The sequence below is a fragment of the Clostridium sp. Marseille-Q5894 genome, from assembly GCF_946902305.1.
In the GTDB taxonomy this organism is placed as follows: Bacteria; Bacillota_I; Bacilli_A; order Erysipelotrichales; family Coprobacillaceae; genus Thomasclavelia.
Map to the genome: position 1 here is coordinate 129209 of NZ_CAMPPT010000002.1, position 18319 is coordinate 147527.

Here is an 18319-nt window from a genome sequence, read left to right on the forward strand (position 1 = left end):
ATAATTGTATAACAAACCTGACAAATGATGTCAGGTTTGTTTTGCTATAATGTTAATGAAAGGAGATGGATAAATGGAAATAATAACATTAGATGAACATAATATTGATCAAGAGCATATTTGCTGTGCGATTTCATCGAATAACGATATTCGGGTAAAAGCTAAAAAAAATTGGTTAAAAGATCGATTTAAGGATGGATTGGTTTTTAAAAAGATTAATATTAGAGGAAAATGTTTTATTGAATATATACCAATTGAAAATGCCTGGGTTCCAATTAAAGGTAATAATTTAGTGTATATAGACTGTTTATGGATATCAGGAAAATATCAGGGACATGGGTATGCAAAAGGTTTATTAGAAAGTTGTATTAAGGATAGTAAGAAAAAGCAGAAGGATGGGTTAGTAATAATTTCTGCAAAGAAAAAGTTATCTTTTTTAATGGATAAAAGGTTTTTATTAAAACATGGTTTTGAAGTAATTGATTGTATTGATGATAAATATGAATTAATGTTTTTAGCTTTTAATGATAATATAAATAAGCCAGAATTTAAACTTAAGCAATTAACTTTAGAGAAAAAAGGTTTTGTTTTATATTATAGTCATCAATGTCCGTTTACAGCCAAATATGTTGATTTAATAGTGAAATATTGTCAAGAAAATAAGATTGATATAGAAGTTATCCATATCAATAATAGAGATATGGCACAAACAGCACCAACTATATTTACTACATACAGTCTATTTTATAATGGCAGATTTATCACTAATGAGATACTTTCAGTAAAAAAATTCGAAAAGATTGTAGGTGAAATACGATGAAAAAAATGGATTATAAAAAGGAATATAAAGATCTGTACTTACCAAAACAAAAACCAATGTTAATAGAAGTACCAAAAATAATATATGTCACGGTAAATGGTAAAGGGGATCCTAATATTAGTAGTGAGTATAAGGAAGCGTTAGAATTATTGTATGGAATATCTTATACGATTAAAATGTCTAAAATGACAGATGATAAAATTGATGGCTACTTTGAATATGTTATACCGCCTCTTGAAGGTTTATGGTGGTTAGATGAAAAAACAGATGATTTGATGATAAGTGATAAAAATAAATTTAACTGGAAATCAATGATTCGTTTACCAGAGTTTGTTACTATTGATATATTTGAACACGCTAAAGAAGTTTTAAAAGCCAAAAAACCTAATTTAAATCTTGATAAAGTAAACTATGAAGAAATCGATGAAGGAAAATGTGTTCAAATAATGCATGTAGGAAGTTATGATAATGAATCAGCTTCAATTAAAAAAATTCAAGATTTTATCACGGAAAATAATCTAAAAATTGATATTAATGAAAAAAGACGACATCATGAAATATATTTAAGTGATCCAAGAAAAACAAAAGTTGAAAATTTAAAAACAGTTATTAGATATCCTGTAAAATAGAACTAATATATAATTTTTTCATACATTAATTATAGGTGATAGTATGGAAGATTATGAAAAAACGGTTTTTAAAGTATCTACAATAACTTTAATTGGTAATCTAGTTTTATCGTTTTTTAAAATATTAATTGGATTTATTTGTAGATCAAACGCGATTATATCTGACGGTATTCATAGTGCTTCAGATGTTTTAAGTACAGTTGTGGTCATGATTGGAGTTAAGCTATCAAGTAAAGAAAGTGATAAAGAACATCCTTATGGTCATGAACGATTTGAATGTGTAGCTGCAATTATTTTATCAGTCATGCTTTTTTTAACAGCTGGTATCATTGGTTATTCAGCAATAAAAAATCTATTTATCAGTAATCATAAAATTTATTTAGGAAGCTTGGCGATATTTATTGCAGTAATATCAATTATTTCAAAAGAAGCGATGTACTGGTATACAAAAATAAATGCTGATAGAATTAATTCCAATGCTTTATTAGCAGATGCCTGGCATCATCGTAGTGATGCTTTTTCATCAATAGGTAGTTTAATTGGGGTAATTGGTTTTTATTGTGGTTATTATATATTAGATTGTATTGCAGGAATTATGATTTGTTTTTGCGTTTTTAAAGTTGCCTATGATATTTTCAATGATGCTATTAATAAGATGATCGATCATGCATGTAGTGAAGAATTTGAAAATGAATTAATTGCTTTAATAAAAAATCAAGATGGTGTACTAGGTATTGATGATTTTAAAACGAGAATGTTTGGTAATAAAATATATGTTGATATTGAAATTAGGGTATCTGGTGATGATACTTTCCAGCATGCTCATTTGATTGCTCATAAAACTCATGATGTTATTGAAGATGTCTATCCAATTGTTAAACATTGTAATATACATGTAAATCCTGGAAAAATCGGCAGTTAGCCGATTTTCTTTGTTAATGTATAATGAGTTATTTCCATGCCCTGATGTTGATAAAAACGATGGGCATCTTTGCGTTTAATATTACTAGAAACATCAATAACGAAACAGTCCTTATTTTTAGCGTATTCAACAGCATGAGTAAAAAGCTTTGACCCTATTTTTTGATTGCGATAATTAGGATCGACAGCCAATTCTATTACTTCAGCAACATTAGCCATATGATGTAACTGTGGTTCAATTCGAAGATTTAAAGTTCCAACAATTTGGCCATCAATTTCAGCCACAAACATAGTTAGTATTTTACTATCAATAAGTAGATCAAAAATTTTTTTAAATTTGGAATAATTTAATGTATTATATTCCAATTCATTAATTATCTTAAAAATTTCTTTGCAGTCACTACGATTAGCTTTTCTAATTTTCATTTCAATCAACTCCTATAACAATATAATGCAATAAAATTATATACAAATCAATAAATAAGTACTAAACTAAAATAGATGAGGTGAAATTATGCATTTAATTAAAATGTTACAGTATATAGTCCAGCTTATCTAGGAATAAAAGATGTTTTAATCAGTGATGAATTTAATTTTAAGGAATTTAAGATCATTGATGGAACTAATAAATATTTAATACCTGGTTTTATTGACGGACATGTCCATATGGTGAAAGTGGATTCACTTTAAAAAACACCAGAAATAATATTGTCCAAATTAACGACTAGTGGTATAACTACAGTTGTAGGTCTTTTTGGGACTGATGGAATCAGTCGATCAGTGAAAAATTTACTTTCTAAAGCAAAAGCCCTAAAACAAGAAGGAATGAATGTTTATATTTTAAGTGGTTCATATCAATATCCCTCAACAACAATAACAGGCGATATTAAAAAAGATATTATGTTTATTGATGAGATAATTGGCTGTAAATTAGCCTTGAGCGATTATCGAAGCACTCATATTTCCACAACACAATTAACTATGTTTGCTAGTGAAGTTTGTGTTAGTGCATTGCTTTCTAATAAACCAGGAATATTAATCTTTCATATGGGAGATGAAAAAAGTGGTTTAAAAAAGATTTTTAAGATATTAGATAAAACGGATTTATCGGTTGCTTTATTTCATCCAACTCATGTTACAAGAAATGATAAATTATTAACTGATGCAATTAAGTTACTGAAAATAGGTGGCTATATAGATTTAAATGTAGATGATAATTGTTTACCAGCAATAAAAAAGATAATGGATTTAAATTTGTCAACTAAAAGAGTAACTATTTCTTCAGATGGACAAGGCAGCTAATCGACTTATGATAGTCAGGAAAAACTTGATAAGATTGGGGTTATGGATGTCTTATCTTTATATAAACAATTTTTGTTGTTTGTTAAAGATGGATTTTCTATTGAACAGGCTTTACCTTTTTTATAAGTAATGTAACGGATTCTTTATGTTTAAAAAATAAAGGAATAATAAAAGTGGGTTTATTGCTTATAGATAAAGATTTAATAATAAATGATGTATTTATTAATGGAAAGTGTCGTATTAAAAATAAACAAATAATTATTAAAGGAACTTATGAGTAAAAGGAGAAAAGTGTGAAAGAAAAAGGTAAAAAAGGGCCGACTTAAAAACAAGTCGTTAAGAGAATTTTTTAAAAATATAATAATGAATGATTAACTATCTTGTTGAATTTCTGGTATTTGAATTTGAGAAATATCTACACCTAAAGATTGTAAGTGTTCAAGGGCTTGTTTTGTTGTAATCTTTGATTGATTATGTTTTGGATTGTTAAAGGAATCATAATCTGAAGGATTAAAGTTTTCACCTGTCTTAACCATATGATAGATGGAAACAAGTAACATTCTGGCAATAGCTATTATGGCTTTCTTATGACCACGTCTTTTCTTGATTCTGTTATATTTGATTTTGAAGTATGGTTCACTATTACATTTTATGGCAGCTAAGGCGCATTGGACAAGGATGGGTTTGATATATTGACCTGCTTTAGATATGCGAACTGATTTCTTCTTATTGGCGCTTTCGTTATTTTGAGGAGTAACCCCAACCCAAGAAGCAACTTCCTTGTCTGATGCCCATTGGTTCATATCAATGCCAATTTCCGAAAGAATAATCATTGCTGATACAAGAGAGATGCCGGGAAGTTGAGTAATATGTTTAACGATGTCAATGAAAGGTGCACAGCGTTTAATCATTTCAACTTCACAATCTTGAATATATTTATCAAGATTTTCAAGGTGTTTCATGGCATGTTCTAATTTAAAGCGTTGGTCAGTTTCAATGCGTGAATGTTGAATAGCTTGCATAACCTGTTCGGATTTTTTTGAAGCGGATTTAAGAAGCAACTTCTTGATATTTTCTTCAGTGATGATGTCAGAATGCATAACTTCTTCTAGAACAGCACGACTGCTTTTTCCTAAAGAATCTGAGAAAACAGAACCAAGACCAATATTTGAGACAGTTAAGCAGTTTTGATAACGATTCTTTTCAGAAGAACGCATGCCAACAAGTTTGATACGATAGCGTGAAATTTCTCTAAGTTCTCTAATAGGTTTAGGTGGAATAAAAGAAAACTTGAGAAGATCATGCTTAAAAATATCTGCAATCCATTTGGAATCCTTTTTATCAGTTTTCTTGCCTTTTATAGCTTTAACGTATTTAGGATGTGTTAGGAAAACATTAAGTTCTGTTTCAAGAACGTTGAAGATAGGAATCCAATACTTGCCAGTTGATTCCATACAGACATCATAACAGTTGTTTTGCTTAAGCCAGTTTAAAAGATTCAACAAGTCATAGTTAAAAGTAGAAAATTGTTTTTGAAGATAAGTTGTCACATTGTTTTCATCAGTAGAAGCGATAGTCGCAACGATAGTGTCCTTATGAACATCCATGCCACAACAAATTTTACGAACAACTTTCATAAATAAAAACCTCCTTTCAAAGAAAGGAGAAGTGGCATTGACTGTCATTCAGCGATATGACCAAATTGATTATATATCAATGATAAGTGTTCGGGCTCTCAGTCCCAATTATTTGTGCTTGAAAGAATGACGGCAACTTATAATAATTCAGATTAGACTTAAATCAAAAAGATAAAAGACTATCTACTCACCTCCACGTGCTCTGTAGTATACCACCTCTCTTACATTATAACAGTGGTGGAAAGGAAAAAATAGGAAGAAGTGGATTGCCTTTCAAAAAATATTTGTGCCACACGACGAAGTGTGGGGAATGGAGGAAATAATGAAAATAGTAGTATATAATTATCGGGAATTTGATGAAGGAAAATATTTTCAAAAATTTAGTGAAAAATATGATGTTGAAATTGTTAAATGTTACGAAACACCAAATATTGAAAATACCAGTTTAGCATCAGATTGCTATGGAGTTAGTGTAATAACGTCAGCAATTACTGAAGATATTATTAAAAGTTGGCATCAATTAGGAGTAAAGCATATTTCAACAAGAACAATTGGTTATGATCATATTGATCTTCAAGCAGCTAAAAAATATGGTATGGAAGTAAGTAATGTTACATATTCAACTGCTAGTGTAGCTAATTACACAGTTATGATAATGCTAATGGTACTTAGAAAAATGAAAATGATCATGAAAAGAGCTGATGGCTGGGACTATTCTTTAAAGGATAGTATTGGTTTAGAATTAGAAAATATGACGGTCGGAGTAATTGGTACAGGTGCTATCGGTCAAAAAGTTATTAAAAATCTTAGTGGTTTTGGTTGTGAAATTTTAGCTTATGATCCATTTATCAAAGAAGAAGTAAAAAAATACGCTAAATATGTATCGTTAGATGAAATATTTGAAAAAAGTGATATCTTAACATTCCATGTTCCTGCAACTAAAGATACATATCATATTGTAAGAAAAGAAACAATTGATAAAATGAAAGATAATGTTATTATCATTAATACAGCTAGAGGTAGTGTAATAAATACTAATGATTTAATTGATGCATTAGAAAAAGGGAAAATTGGATCATGTGCGCTAGATGTAATCGAAAATGAATTAGGTTTATATTATGATGATTATAAATATGAAAATATTGGTAATCATGAATTATCTATTTTGCGTGATATGCCAAGTGTCTTACTTACACCACATATGGCTTTTTATACAGAACAGGCAGTAAGTGATATGGTTGAACATTCAATTGCAAGTATTGTTGCTTCAAGAGATGGTAAAGAAAATAAATTTAGAGTTTGTTAAAAAAATTAATTTTGAATAATTTATGTTTTTTGTTACAAACTATTATTGGGGTGATAATATTGAAGAAAAACAGAAAACAAACTAAATCAAATGAAACTCAAAAAACTGCAGTCAATAATCAATGGACAAATAATAATACAAAATATTATCCAGATAATAGGGAACGTCAAGATGGTCCAGGTGGTAATTAAGGGGCTGTAACGAGTAAATAATTATTTTACAGCTTCATAAAACAAAAAAAGCGCTCAAGCGAGCGTTTTTTTGGTATAATATTTTCATGTCAAATATTAATATTAACACTTCAAATTATAACTCATTTCAATCTTATTTGCTACTGGATTTTTCTTTTTCTTTTGAAAAAGATGTTCCCCATGATGATATTTGTAGAACTGTTTTAGAAGTCGCTCGGGAGGTAAATATAAATAAGTATGTCGACTTCTCTCACAGAAATACACATGGTTATGATTCCTTTATGATGTTCGTTTTAGTTCTGCTTGCTAAAGCTGAATACGGCTATGCTTCTACCAGACGCCTTGAACGTCTTTGTAAAACTGATATTAGATATATGTTTATCGCTAAGAATCAGTGTCCCAGCCATATGGCTTTCCAAAGATTCATCAATGATGATTTAAAGATGTCTATCGATGATATTTTTTATGAAATCAACAGGTATATTGTAAAAAAGATGAATATCAATACTGATGTCCTATGTATCGACGGGACTAAATATGAAGCTAATGCTAATAAAAATACTTTTGTTTGGCGTGCTAATACGATCAGAAACAGAACTAAACGCTGGAAAAAGACTAATCAGTGTATTGACAGAATCAATAGATATTTTAAGAAAAATAATATCAATCTAAGATATTCATTACTAAAAGAGCCAAGTATCGATTATTTATTGAATATCAGTGATAGGATAGAAGAATACATGAAAGATGAAGATATTGATTTTGTACATGGCAGGGGCAAAAGAAGAAGTGATATTCAAAAATTATATGATGAATTAAAAGAACACGCGATGAAGATGTTTGAATATACAATTCATATGGACATTCTGGGAGAAAGGAACAGTTTTTCCAAGACAGATCCTGATGCAACCTTTATGCATATGAAATATGATTATTATAATCATACAAATGTATTTAAACCGGGATATAATATCCAAATAGGCGTGAGCGATGGAATAATTAGAAATATTTATATCAGCAGTGACGGTAATGATATAAATACATATATACCATTTATGGAAAAATATTATGAAGCATATGGATGTTATCCTAAGAAAACACCGGCTGATGCAGGATACGGAAGTTATGAAAATTATGCATACTGTAAAGAACATAATATCGAGTTGTATATGAAATATAGTGGATATTACAAAGAGAAAGAAAAAACAAATGATAAAAACAGATTTAAAAAAAACCATATGAAAAGGACAGAAGAAGGAGGATTCATATGTCCGGCAGGACATGAATTTGAATTAGAAAAAGTCACAATTGATGAACGAAGTGATTATGAGAAATTAAATTTTCTGTTTAGAAATAAAAACTGTGAAGGGTGTCCACTAAGAAGCAGATGTACAAAATCAAAATCAGGACGAACAATTAATCATAACTACCAGTTAGAGGAATATCAAAAAGAGGTCAGAGAGAATCTGGAAAGCGAAGAAGGAAAAAAACTAATAAATAAGAGAAGCAGTGAAACAGAAGGAACATTTGGTGATATAAAAACAAATCAGGGATATGGAAGATTACGACGGAGGGGAGAAAATGGTGTAAAAGAAGAGATACTGTTAGTCGGAATAGGACATAATCTGAGGAAATATCACAGATATAAACAAAAAAACAAAGAATACGAAGAAAAAAAATCAATAAGCTAGAAATTTTAAAAAAAAAGAAAGCTAGTTCTTTTTAAGTGCGTCAAAAATACCTGAAAGTATCCAAGTAAATAAATATTTGGATATTTTTTTGTTATGAATGAGGAGAAATTAAAAACGGGACATAAAAAAAGCGAATGAATAGCCAAAAACTATTCATTCGTTACAGCCCCTTTTATTTATAACAAATAAGATTTATTTTACCAGCTACAAAATTTAATAAATTGCTTAAATCCGTTGCTAGAGTAAGAGTTTAAGGGATTCAAACAAGAAATTAATAAAAATATAATTTGGCTGGTAAAAAACAGAAAGTTGTTGATATATATAGGTTTTGAGGTATAATAGAAAATGAAAAGTGGCTAATTTACTAGGGTTTAATAACAACATAAGATGTATTGAAATTAAAATCTATCTGCACTATATTTAGAAGCTTTTCTGTTTAATAACAACATAAGATGTATTGAAATGGTCGTTCAACAAAGTGGTACTAGTACTACTACTGGTTTAATAACAACATAAGATGTATTGAAATAACTTAGATCCAAACAGTGTTTCAGGTCGTAGGAATGTTTAATAACAACATAAGATGTATTGAAATGGCGGCGGAGGTAGTGTAGCTGAGGCGGTTGATTTTCGTTTAATAACAACATAAGATGTATTGAAATAATCTTTTGCTCTAAATTGTGAGCGTGTTCTTATCCGTTTAATAACAACATAAGATGTATTGAAATTTTGAGTTAGCACCAGCTCTAACCGTTCCTGCATTACGTTTAATAACAACATAAGATGTATTGAAATATTGATTAAGATAGAAAATGGAAAACAATATACTATGTTTAATAACAACATAAGATGTATTGAAATTCCATTATTTGTGCACACCCCCTAAGTAGACTGCTTCGTTTAATAACAACATAAGATGTATTGAAATGTGAGCTTAAAATAAAAGGAAAAACTAATACGAAGGTTTAATAACAACATAAGATGTATTGAAATATATCAACTAGATCCTATTGTCGAAGAAATCTCTTGTTTAATAACAACATAAGATGTATTGAAATGCATTATGGTTCTTTCGGATGGGGTGTTTCTTTTTTGTTTAATAACAACATAAGATGTATTGAAATCACGTGTCGCAAAGAATGCGATAATTGACGATGTGGGTTTAATAACAACATAAGATGTATTGAAATATCATATTTTTAACAATCTTCAATTTCGCCATATTTGTTTAATAACAACATAAGATGTATTGAAATGTAAATGCTCTTCCGTTTAGAGCTTACGGTTTGATTGTTTAATAACAACATAAGATGTATTGAAATCATCATCGCAGACTTTAGCATCATTGCAGATACTAGTTTAATAACAACATAAGATGTATTGAAATGTGATCAGGAGGCCATGTCTTTGGCCCCAGCGACATGTTTAATAACAACATAAGATGTATTGAAATAATGTTTTTCCATTTTGCCGAGCCATAGATTTATAGTTTAATAACAACATAAGATGTATTGAAATGTTTCTAATGTTAAATCTGGTGATGATTTAGCTGGTTTAATAACAACATAAGATGTATTGAAATTAAAGATAATTATTTCGCTAAAGAATACAAACAAGCAAGTTTAATAACAACATAAGATGTATTGAAATTAAAGATAATTATTTCGCTAAAGAATACAAACAAGCAAGTTTAATAACAACATAAGATGTATTGAAATGCATTACTTGGCTTAAATTTGTTGCCACCCAGTGCCCGTTTAATAACAACATAAGATGTATTGAAATATGATAAACTGTTCTCCAAGCCACTCCTTTGGAACGTTTAATAACAACATAAGATGTATTGAAATCTCTGTAAAAGAACTTCGTTACCAAAGTAACTATTTTCGTTTAATAACAATATAAGATGTATTGAAATACTTCTATATAAGACTTAATTATTTCAACCAGTCCGTTTAATAACAACATAAGATGTATTGAAATCACATGCAGCTATGCAGAAATTCCATCATGGAATAAGTTTAATAACAACATAAGATGTATTGAAATATATCTTCAAAATATTGAAGTGACCTTGCTACTTCCCTGTTTAATAACAACATAAGATGTATTGAAATATAACTTGTGCAGCATAATTACCTGAAACTGGAGTGTTTAATAATAACATTGGATGTATAAGATTTTTTAACAGTATAACTAGTTCTTATATTGGAGTTTAATATCAACATGAAATGTATAAAAACATTAATATTCTAAGATAATATTTTAAGAAAAAGTGTAAAATGATAACGTTTTCAATAAAAGTGTGATAAAATATATGTATTACAGCTAATGATAAGGATAATTCTAAGTCAAAGGGTGGACGATATTTTATTATGTTTAACCATTAGTATGTTTTCTAATGGTTTTTTATTTAAGGAGGCAAGATGGATAGTAGAATTGCGATAATTGGTGTATTTGTTTATGAATTAGAAAGTGCAAATAAAATTAATAATCTTTTACATGAGTATAGTCAATATATTATTGGACGTATGGGAATTCCATATAAAGATAAGAAAGTTTCTGTTATTTCGGTTATTGTAGATGGTCCTAATGATGTTATCGGAGCTCTTACTGGTAAGATTGGAATGATTAAAGGAGTTAGTGTTAAAACACTATATTCAAAAGTATAAAATGAATAACATTGAATTGATTGATAAACTAAATCATGAAGGTGAATTAGATTTTGATGAATTTAAGCAATTATTATCTACTTATAACCAAGAGGATTTTACTTATGCTAAAGAAACAGCTGCAAAAATTACTAAACAAATATTTAGTAATAAAATATATATTAGAGGTTTAATAGAAATTAGCAGCTATTGTAAAAATGATTGTTATTATTGTGGACTTAGAAAAAGCAATTTAAATGCTTTACGTTATCGACTAAGTAAAGAAGAAATATTGCTTAGCTGTAAAGAAGGTTATAAACTTGGCTTTCGGACTTTTGTATTACAAGGTGGAGAAGATTTATATTATCAGGATGATTTAATGGTTGATATTATTAAATCAATTAGAACATTATATCCTGATTGTGCAATTACGCTATCACTTGGTGAAAAAAGTAAAGAAACTTATCAAAAATATTATGATGCAGGTGCTAATCGTTATTTATTAAGACATGAAACATATAATGAAGATCATTACTATATGTTACACCCTCAAGAAATGTCATTTAAACAGCGAATTGAATGTTTGCATCATTTAAAAGAAATTGGTTTTCAAACCGGATGTGGATTCATGGTAGGCAGCTACCATCAAACAATAGATCACTTAGTTAATGATTTGTTGTTTATTAAAAAGCTTAAACCAGAAATGGTCGGAATTGGACCATATATGGTTCATCACGACACACCATTTAAAGATTTGAAAAATGGTGATTTAAAGCTAACTTTATTTTTATTGAGTTTAATTAGAATTATGACAAAAGATGTTCTTTTACCTTCAACTACAGCTTTAGCAACTCTTGATCCAAAAGGACGAATTGAGGGAATCAAGCATGGCTGTAATGTTGTTATGCCTAATTTATCACCAAATGAAGTTAGGAAAAAATATTTGTTGTATGACAATAAAGCATCTTCTGGACAAGAGGCTAGTGAAGGACTTAAGGAATTGGTTGATACATTGAGTAAAGAAGGTTATGAAATAGTGTATCAGCGTGGAGATTATTGTAAATTTGATTACAAGGGGTAATACCTGAGTAAAAGAAGGAGTAGGAATATGTATAATGTAAAATCAAATAAGGCTGAAGAATTTATTGATGATCAAGAAATTTTAGATACAATTGAATATGCAAAAGAGAATAAAAATAATCGCGAATTAATTTTTTCTTTGATTGAAAGAGCAAAAGATTGTAAAGGATTAAATCATCGTGAAGCAATGTTGCTATTAGAATGTGAGATTCCTGAAGCAATTGAAGAGATGGAAAAAGTTGCTAAGATGATCAAAGAAAAATTATATGGTAATCGAATTGTTATGTTTGCACCTTTATACTTATCTAATTATTGTATAAATGGCTGTGTTTATTGTCCTTATCATTTAAAAAATAAACATATCGCAAGAAAAAAACTAACGCAGGAAGAAATAAAAAAAGAAGTAATTGCGCTTCAGGATATGGGACATAAGCGATTAGCATTAGAAACTGGAGAAGATCCAATAAATAATCCAATTGAATATGTTTTAGAAAGTATTAAAACAATTTATAGTATTAAACATAAAAACGGAGCTATTCGTCGTGTCAATGTCAATATTGCTGCAACAACAGTAGAAAACTATCGAAAATTAAAAGAAGCAGGAATCGGTACTTATATCCTTTTCCAAGAAACTTATAATAAGAAAAATTATGAAGCTTTGCATCCAACCGGACCAAAACATGATTACGCTTACCATACGGAAGCAATGGATCGAGCTATGGATGGCGGAATTGATGATGTAGGAATTGGTGTTTTATTTGGTTTAGAAATGTATCGTTATGATTTTGTTGGTTTATTGATGCATGCTGAACACTTAGAAGCAGCGAAGGGGGTTGGACCACATACTATTAGTGTGCCAAGAATTTGTCCAGCTGACGATATCGATAAAGATGATTTTAGTAATGCAATAAGTGATGAAATTTTCGAAAAGATCGTTATGATTATTAGAATGGCGGTACCATATACCGGAATGATCATCTCAACTCGGGAATCTAAGAAAGTGCGGGAACGTGTATTACAATTAGGAATATCACAAATCAGCGGTGGTTCAAAGACAAGTGTTGGGGGATATGTTGAACCAGAAAAGGAAGATGAAGTAACGTCAGCCCAATTTGATATTAGTGATAATCGCAGCTTGGATGAAGTTGTTAACTGGTTATGTTCTTTAGGCTTTATTCCTAGTTTTTGTACAGCGTGCTATCGCGAAGGAAGAACTGGTGACCGTTTTATGCAGTTATGTAAGTCTGGTCAAATCTCTAATTGTTGTCATCCTAATGCTTTGATGACTTTAAAAGAATATTTACAAGATTATGCTAGTGAGGATACTAAAGCTAAAGCAGAAGCATTGATTAAAAAGGAATTAAATAATGTTAGCAGTGATAAAGTCAGAAAAATTTGCCAGGAACGTTTATCGATGATTGAAGAAGGAAAACGGGATTTTAGGTTTTAATTATGGCGGGATTAAATCAGACCCCTGGCGCAAATCGTCTTCATATTGGTTTTTTTGGTAAACGTAATAGTGGTAAATCTTCATTAATAAATGCTTTTGTAAATCAGGATGTTTCAATTGTTTCCAGTCAAGCTGGAACGACTACTGATCCTGTTTATAAAGCTATGGAAATTCATGGACTGGGACCGTGTTTATTAGTTGATACAGCTGGCTTTGATGATTTAGGAGACTTAGGTAAACAAAGAAATGATAAAACAAAAAAAGCTAGAGAAAAAATAGATATTGCAGTTATTCTTTTTTATGACGAAAACATCGATCAGGAATTAACATGGTATAATTATTTTAATGATCGTCATATTCCTGTAATATTGGTAATTAGTAAAATAGATCAAGGAATCAATGATAATTTAAATAAATCAATTTTTGAGCACACAAAAAAAGAACCGCTTTTAATTAGTGCTGTTACCAAGCAAGGAATTTTAGAATTAAAAGAAGCTTTGATCAATAATTTACCTGCAGATCATGAAAAAGAAAGTATAACTGGCGATTTAGTAAAAAGTGGTGATTTAGTTTTATTAGTTATGCCTCAAGATATTCAGGCGCCTAAAGGGAGACTGATTTTACCACAGGTACAAGTATTGCGGGAATTACTTGATAAAAAATGCCAAGTAATCGCAGTTACTACTGATCAGCTGTTAAATGCTTTAGCTAATTTAAATAAAGATCCTGATTTAGTTATTACTGATTCTCAGGTATTTAAATATGTTGATGAAAATATATCTAAACAAAGTAAATTAACGTCATTTTCAGTTTTAATGGCAGGATATAAAGGTGATTTAAGATATTATATTGATAGTGTTAAAAAACTAGAAGAGTTATCTAATGAATCTAATATTTTAATTGCTGAGTGCTGTAGTCATGCGCCATTAAGCGAAGATATTGGCCGCGTAAAAATTCCTAGATTATTAAAAAAGCGTTATCCGCAAATAAATATTGATGTTGTTAGTGGAACAGATTTTCCGGATGATTTAACTAATTATGATCTAATTATTACTTGTGGCGGCTGTATGTTTAATCGTCGTTATATTATGTCAAGAATTGATCGGGCTAAAGCACAAGGAATTGCAATGACTAATTATGGTATTTTTATTGCTTATGTTAATGATATTTTAAAGCGGGTAGTATATTGATAAATAATCTTATATTAGATGTAGTTCTATATCTAAAAAGCCTAATTTCAATGATTAGGCTTTTTAATTTAAAAGGAATGATTATTCAAAATATGAAACTTTTTTAGGATCATAACGGTCAATTAATGGTTTATCTTCGTTACTATAACCTAAAGCAACTACTCCAACTGGATATTCATGCTCTTTTAAATGATAGTAATTTTTAAAATTTTTAATTCTTTGTTCAACAGGAGCAATCCCGCACCAGCAGCTGCCAAGACCTTGATTGACTGCCTCGATCAACATATTTTCGATAGCTGCAGCACAATTGATTAAGCCGTATTCAACATTTTTGGCTTTGTCTAGATTAGCTATAACTAAAATAGCGCATGGGGCTTCTTGCATCATAGCCATGTAGCAGGAAAGGTTGACCATATTATTTAGTGCTGTTCTATTAGTAATAACTTTAAATTCCCATTCTTGACTATTTCTAGCAGTTGGAGCATTCATTGCGGCTTTTAAAATTTCTGTAATTTTCTCTTTTTCAACAGCAGTATCTTTATATTTTCGAATACTTTGCCGCTTTTTAATTTCTTTTAACATTTCAAATACCTCCTGAAATCATTATAGCTCAGGAATATAAAATATTTAAGATAAAACTGTTATAATATGATGTTAGTTTATGATATAGTAGTTTTGAGGTGAGATTATGTTAAAGGTGCAACATGCTAATAAGGTGGTAAAAGGACCATATCGCTGTCTTGTTATTAGTGATATTCATAGTCATTTAGATTTGTTGAAACAATTATTGAAGAAAGTGCATTATTGTCAAGATGATTATTTAATAATTGTGGGAGACTTTGTTGAAAAAGGTACCCAAACAATTGAAACGATCGAATATTTAATGACTCTGCAAAGCCAAAGTGATCGCGTATATGTATTACTTGGTAACTGTGAATATGCAGTTGAAGAGATGGTTTCAAATCCTAAATTAGCTAAACAAGTAATTAATTACTTGAATCGTATTGGTAAAGGCGGAATGATTCGCCAGGCAATAAAGAAACTCTCATTAGATATAAAAACAGATCAGCCTGAAGAGATTCAAAGAAAAATAAAAGTGTTTTTACAACCTTATTTTGATTATTTTGCAACTCTTTATACAACCTTAAAATTTAATGATTTTATTTTTGTTCACGCAGGAATTGAAAAAAGAAAAGACTGGTGGAATTCAAAACTTACTTCGATGATTGAAATGCAAACGTTTTACCGTGATGGTCATTGCTTAAATAATTATGTTATAGTAGGACATTTACCAGTTTCTAATCAATATCGTAATGCCATCAACAATAATATTATCATTGATAATGATAAAAAGATCATTAGCATTGATGGTGGTATTGGAGTAAAATCAATTAGTCAGCTCAATGTATTAATAATAAATGGTGATGGAGATAAATTTAGTTTTGATAAAGAATATGTTCAGCCCTTACCACAATATGAAGTCTTAGTAGATATAAAAACATCACCTGAAGAACCAGTAAAAATTTCCTGGCCGCATTTTGAAGTTGAATTATTGAAAAGAAACAGGAATTTTTCCAAGTGCAAACAATTAGATACAAATAATATTTTAGATATAAAAAACGAATTTCTATACTATCGAAATGATAAGCTTTATTGTTTAGATGATTATATCGATCATCGGATATCTTTAAATAAAGGAGATGTCGTTAAGGTAATTGGAGTATATGGTATATATGCCTATATTATTTATGGTGAAGAAGTTGGTTGGGTGAAGTATCGCTATTTAAGAAAAATATGATTTTAGATAGATCAAATCTTTTGCATTTTACGTAAAAGATTTTTATTTTATGCTTATAATTATAGAAGATGACCTTTAATGATATATGCTTAATGATCGATGTAGAAAAATGTAGGGAAAGTTAGAATAGTCTGTTATAATGGAAAACGCAGGAAATGTTTTTAAATTAAAACAGTTTAAAAAGTTATTTAATTTTCTTGTAAAAAGTATTATCGATTTATGGAGGTTATTTATGACAAAATCAAAAAAAATCGTTTGGTATAATTTAGCCTTTATGGCATTTTCAACCGTATGGGGATTTGGAAATGTTGTTAACGGTTTTGTATACTTTAATGGTATCCAGGTTATTTTTAGCTGGATCATGATGTTTGCTCTATATTTTGTACCATATGCTTTAATGGTTGGAGAATTAGGGTCAGCATTTAAAAACGCTGGTGGTGGCGTTAGTTCATGGATACATGAAACAATGGGATCAAAACTTGCATATTATGCAGGGTGGACATACTGGGTCGTTCATATGCCATATATTGCATCTAAAGCATCTGGAGGACTAAAAGCTTTAAGTTGGGTTCTTTTTCAAAATTCAACATTTTATGATTCATTAGATATAAGTTTAGTTCAAATCATTACCCTTATTGTCTTTTTATTTTTTGCATGGGTAGCTTCACGAGGTTTGAATCCATTAAAATCATTAGCTACTTTAGCCGGATCATCAATGTTTGTAATGTCAATTTTATTTATTATCTTGATGATAGCAGCCCCAGTACTTAATCCTGATGGTGGTTATCAAACAATGGACTGGAGTTTTAAAAACTTAATTCCATCATTTAGATTAGAGTATTTTACGTCATTATCTATTTTAGTTTTTGCAGTTGGCGGCTGTGAAAAAATATCCCCATATGTAAACAAAGTAGAGAATCCTTCAAAAGGTTTTCCTAAAGGAATGATCACGCTGGCAATCATGGTTATTGTTTGTGCAATTTTGGGAACAATATCAATGGGGATGATGTTTAATGTGGCTGATATTAATGCTAATTTTGATTCATATGTAGCAAATGGAGCATATTGGTCATTTCAAAAATTAGGTGAGTATTATGGTATTGGTAATACTTTCTTAATTATTTATGCTATTTGCAATATGATTGGTCAATTATCAACATTAGTTATTTCTATTGATGCGCCACTTAGAATGTTATTGGATAATGAAGATGCAAGACAATTTATCCCTTCAAAATTATTGAAGAAAAACAAAAATGGTGCTTACGTAAATGGTATCTGGCTGGTAGTTGTCATCGTTACACCATTGATTTTAGTACCGGCAATGGGAATTAAAAGTGTTACTTCATTTTTGAAATTTTTAACTCAATTAAATTCAGTTTGTATGCCACTACGTTATTTATGGGTATTTATTGCTTATATCGCTTTACGTAAAGCAATTGATAAATTTCCAGCTGAATATCGTTTTACCAAAAATCAAATATTAGCAAAATTCTTTGGCTGGTGGTGTTTTGTGGTTACCGCAGTTTGTTGTGGTCTAGGAATGTTTAAAGGAACACCTTTTGAAATTGCGATGAATATTATTACACCAATTATTTTAGTTGGTTTAGGAGCAATTATGCCTGCACTGGCAAAACGTAATAAATCAAATTAATA

The 18319-nt window shown here is 29.7% G+C and carries 16 protein-coding genes and 1 CRISPR repeat array; of the genes, 13 read left to right on the forward strand and 3 right to left on the reverse strand.

From position 1 onward, the window contains the following. The first annotated feature begins 73 nt into the window (after positions 1-73). From OC535_RS03330 to OC535_RS03340, 3 genes are read left to right on the forward strand one after another with little or no spacing between them, the layout of a single operon-like run. The gene (locus OC535_RS03330; protein ID WP_498823147.1) at positions 74-820 is read left to right on the forward strand and encodes an N-acetyltransferase; all 747 of its coding nucleotides are present in this window, start codon (positions 74-76) and stop codon (positions 818-820) included. Continuing rightward, the gene (locus OC535_RS03335) at positions 817-1449 is read left to right on the forward strand and encodes a GyrI-like domain-containing protein (protein ID WP_498823148.1); all 633 of its coding nucleotides are present in this window, start codon (positions 817-819) and stop codon (positions 1447-1449) included. The genes OC535_RS03330 and OC535_RS03335 overlap by 4 nt, the downstream gene beginning before the upstream one ends. Before the next feature lie 43 nt (positions 1450-1492). Continuing rightward, positions 1493-2371: a cation diffusion facilitator family transporter gene (locus OC535_RS03340; protein ID WP_498823149.1), complete on the forward strand. Its 879-nt coding sequence runs from the start codon at positions 1493-1495 to the stop codon at positions 2369-2371. Here the strand turns inward: OC535_RS03340 and OC535_RS03345 are convergent. Then, a complete protein-coding gene (locus OC535_RS03345) occupies positions 2368-2796 on the reverse strand; it encodes a GNAT family N-acetyltransferase (RefSeq protein ID WP_498823150.1) in 429 nt (142 codons plus the stop codon). The genes OC535_RS03340 and OC535_RS03345 overlap by 4 nt on opposite strands. 282 nt (positions 2797-3078) lie before the next feature. Between OC535_RS03345 and OC535_RS03350 the strand changes: the two genes are divergently transcribed. Continuing rightward, a complete protein-coding gene (locus tag OC535_RS03350) occupies positions 3079-3672 on the forward strand; it encodes an amidohydrolase family protein (protein WP_498823151.1) in 594 nt (197 codons plus the stop codon). Positions 3673-4043: 371 nt separating this feature from the next. Here OC535_RS03350 and OC535_RS03355 read toward each other — a convergent pair whose 3' ends face one another. Next, entirely contained in the window at positions 4044-5309 is a 1266-nt protein-coding gene (locus tag OC535_RS03355) for an IS110 family RNA-guided transposase (protein ID WP_498823152.1), read from the reverse strand. A 322-nt stretch (positions 5310-5631) separates the two neighbouring features. Here OC535_RS03355 and OC535_RS03360 point away from each other — a divergent pair, with 322 nt between their 5' ends. The 7 genes from OC535_RS03360 to hydF all read left to right on the forward strand — a co-directional run bounded on the left by OC535_RS03360 (position 5632) and on the right by hydF (position 14868). Next, positions 5632-6615: a D-isomer specific 2-hydroxyacid dehydrogenase family protein gene (locus tag OC535_RS03360; protein ID WP_498823153.1), complete on the forward strand. Its 984-nt coding sequence runs from the start codon at positions 5632-5634 to the stop codon at positions 6613-6615. Positions 6616-6674: 59 nt separating this feature from the next. Continuing rightward, on the forward strand, positions 6675-6806 hold the full coding sequence (locus OC535_RS03365) for a hypothetical protein (RefSeq protein WP_264467724.1): 132 nt from the start codon (positions 6675-6677) through the stop codon (positions 6804-6806). An 86-nt stretch (positions 6807-6892) separates the two neighbouring features. Beyond that, entirely contained in the window at positions 6893-8497 is a 1605-nt protein-coding gene (locus OC535_RS03370; protein ID WP_498823154.1) for an IS1182 family transposase, read from the forward strand. Between the two features lie 369 nt (positions 8498-8866). After that, positions 8867-10614: direct repeats of the CRISPR family, unit length 30 nt; unit sequence GTTTAATAACAACATAAGATGTATTGAAAT. Positions 10615-10923: 309 nt separating this feature from the next. Then, a complete protein-coding gene (locus OC535_RS03375) occupies positions 10924-11169 on the forward strand; it encodes a TM1266 family iron-only hydrogenase system putative regulator (RefSeq protein WP_024722420.1) in 246 nt (81 codons plus the stop codon). A gap of 1 nt (position 11170) precedes the next feature. After that, on the forward strand, positions 11171-12229 hold the full coding sequence (hydE, locus tag OC535_RS03380) for a [FeFe] hydrogenase H-cluster radical SAM maturase HydE (protein WP_264467727.1): 1059 nt from the start codon (positions 11171-11173) through the stop codon (positions 12227-12229). 27 nt (positions 12230-12256) lie between these two features. Beyond that, positions 12257-13678: a [FeFe] hydrogenase H-cluster radical SAM maturase HydG gene (hydG, locus tag OC535_RS03385; protein WP_227052603.1), complete on the forward strand. Its 1422-nt coding sequence runs from the start codon at positions 12257-12259 to the stop codon at positions 13676-13678. A gap of 2 nt (positions 13679-13680) precedes the next feature. Next, positions 13681-14868, forward strand: a complete 1188-nt coding sequence (gene hydF, locus OC535_RS03390) for a [FeFe] hydrogenase H-cluster maturation GTPase HydF (protein WP_498823155.1) — start codon at positions 13681-13683, stop codon at positions 14866-14868. 81 nt (positions 14869-14949) lie between these two features. Here the strand turns inward: hydF and OC535_RS03395 are convergent, their stop codons facing one another. Next, on the reverse strand, positions 14950-15450 hold the full coding sequence (locus tag OC535_RS03395; RefSeq protein WP_498823156.1) for a nitroreductase family protein: 501 nt from the start codon (positions 15448-15450) through the stop codon (positions 14950-14952). Between the two features lie 106 nt (positions 15451-15556). Here OC535_RS03395 and OC535_RS03400 point away from each other — a divergent pair, with 106 nt between their 5' ends. Together OC535_RS03400 and OC535_RS03405 are read left to right on the forward strand one after the other, a co-directional pair. Then, positions 15557-16666, forward strand: coding sequence for a metallophosphoesterase (locus tag OC535_RS03400; RefSeq protein WP_227052601.1), 1110 nt, complete (start codon positions 15557-15559; stop codon positions 16664-16666). A gap of 232 nt (positions 16667-16898) precedes the next feature. Next, on the forward strand, positions 16899-18317 hold the full coding sequence (locus OC535_RS03405) for an amino acid permease (protein ID WP_498823157.1): 1419 nt from the start codon (positions 16899-16901) through the stop codon (positions 18315-18317). Positions 18318-18319: the final 2 nt, after the last annotated feature.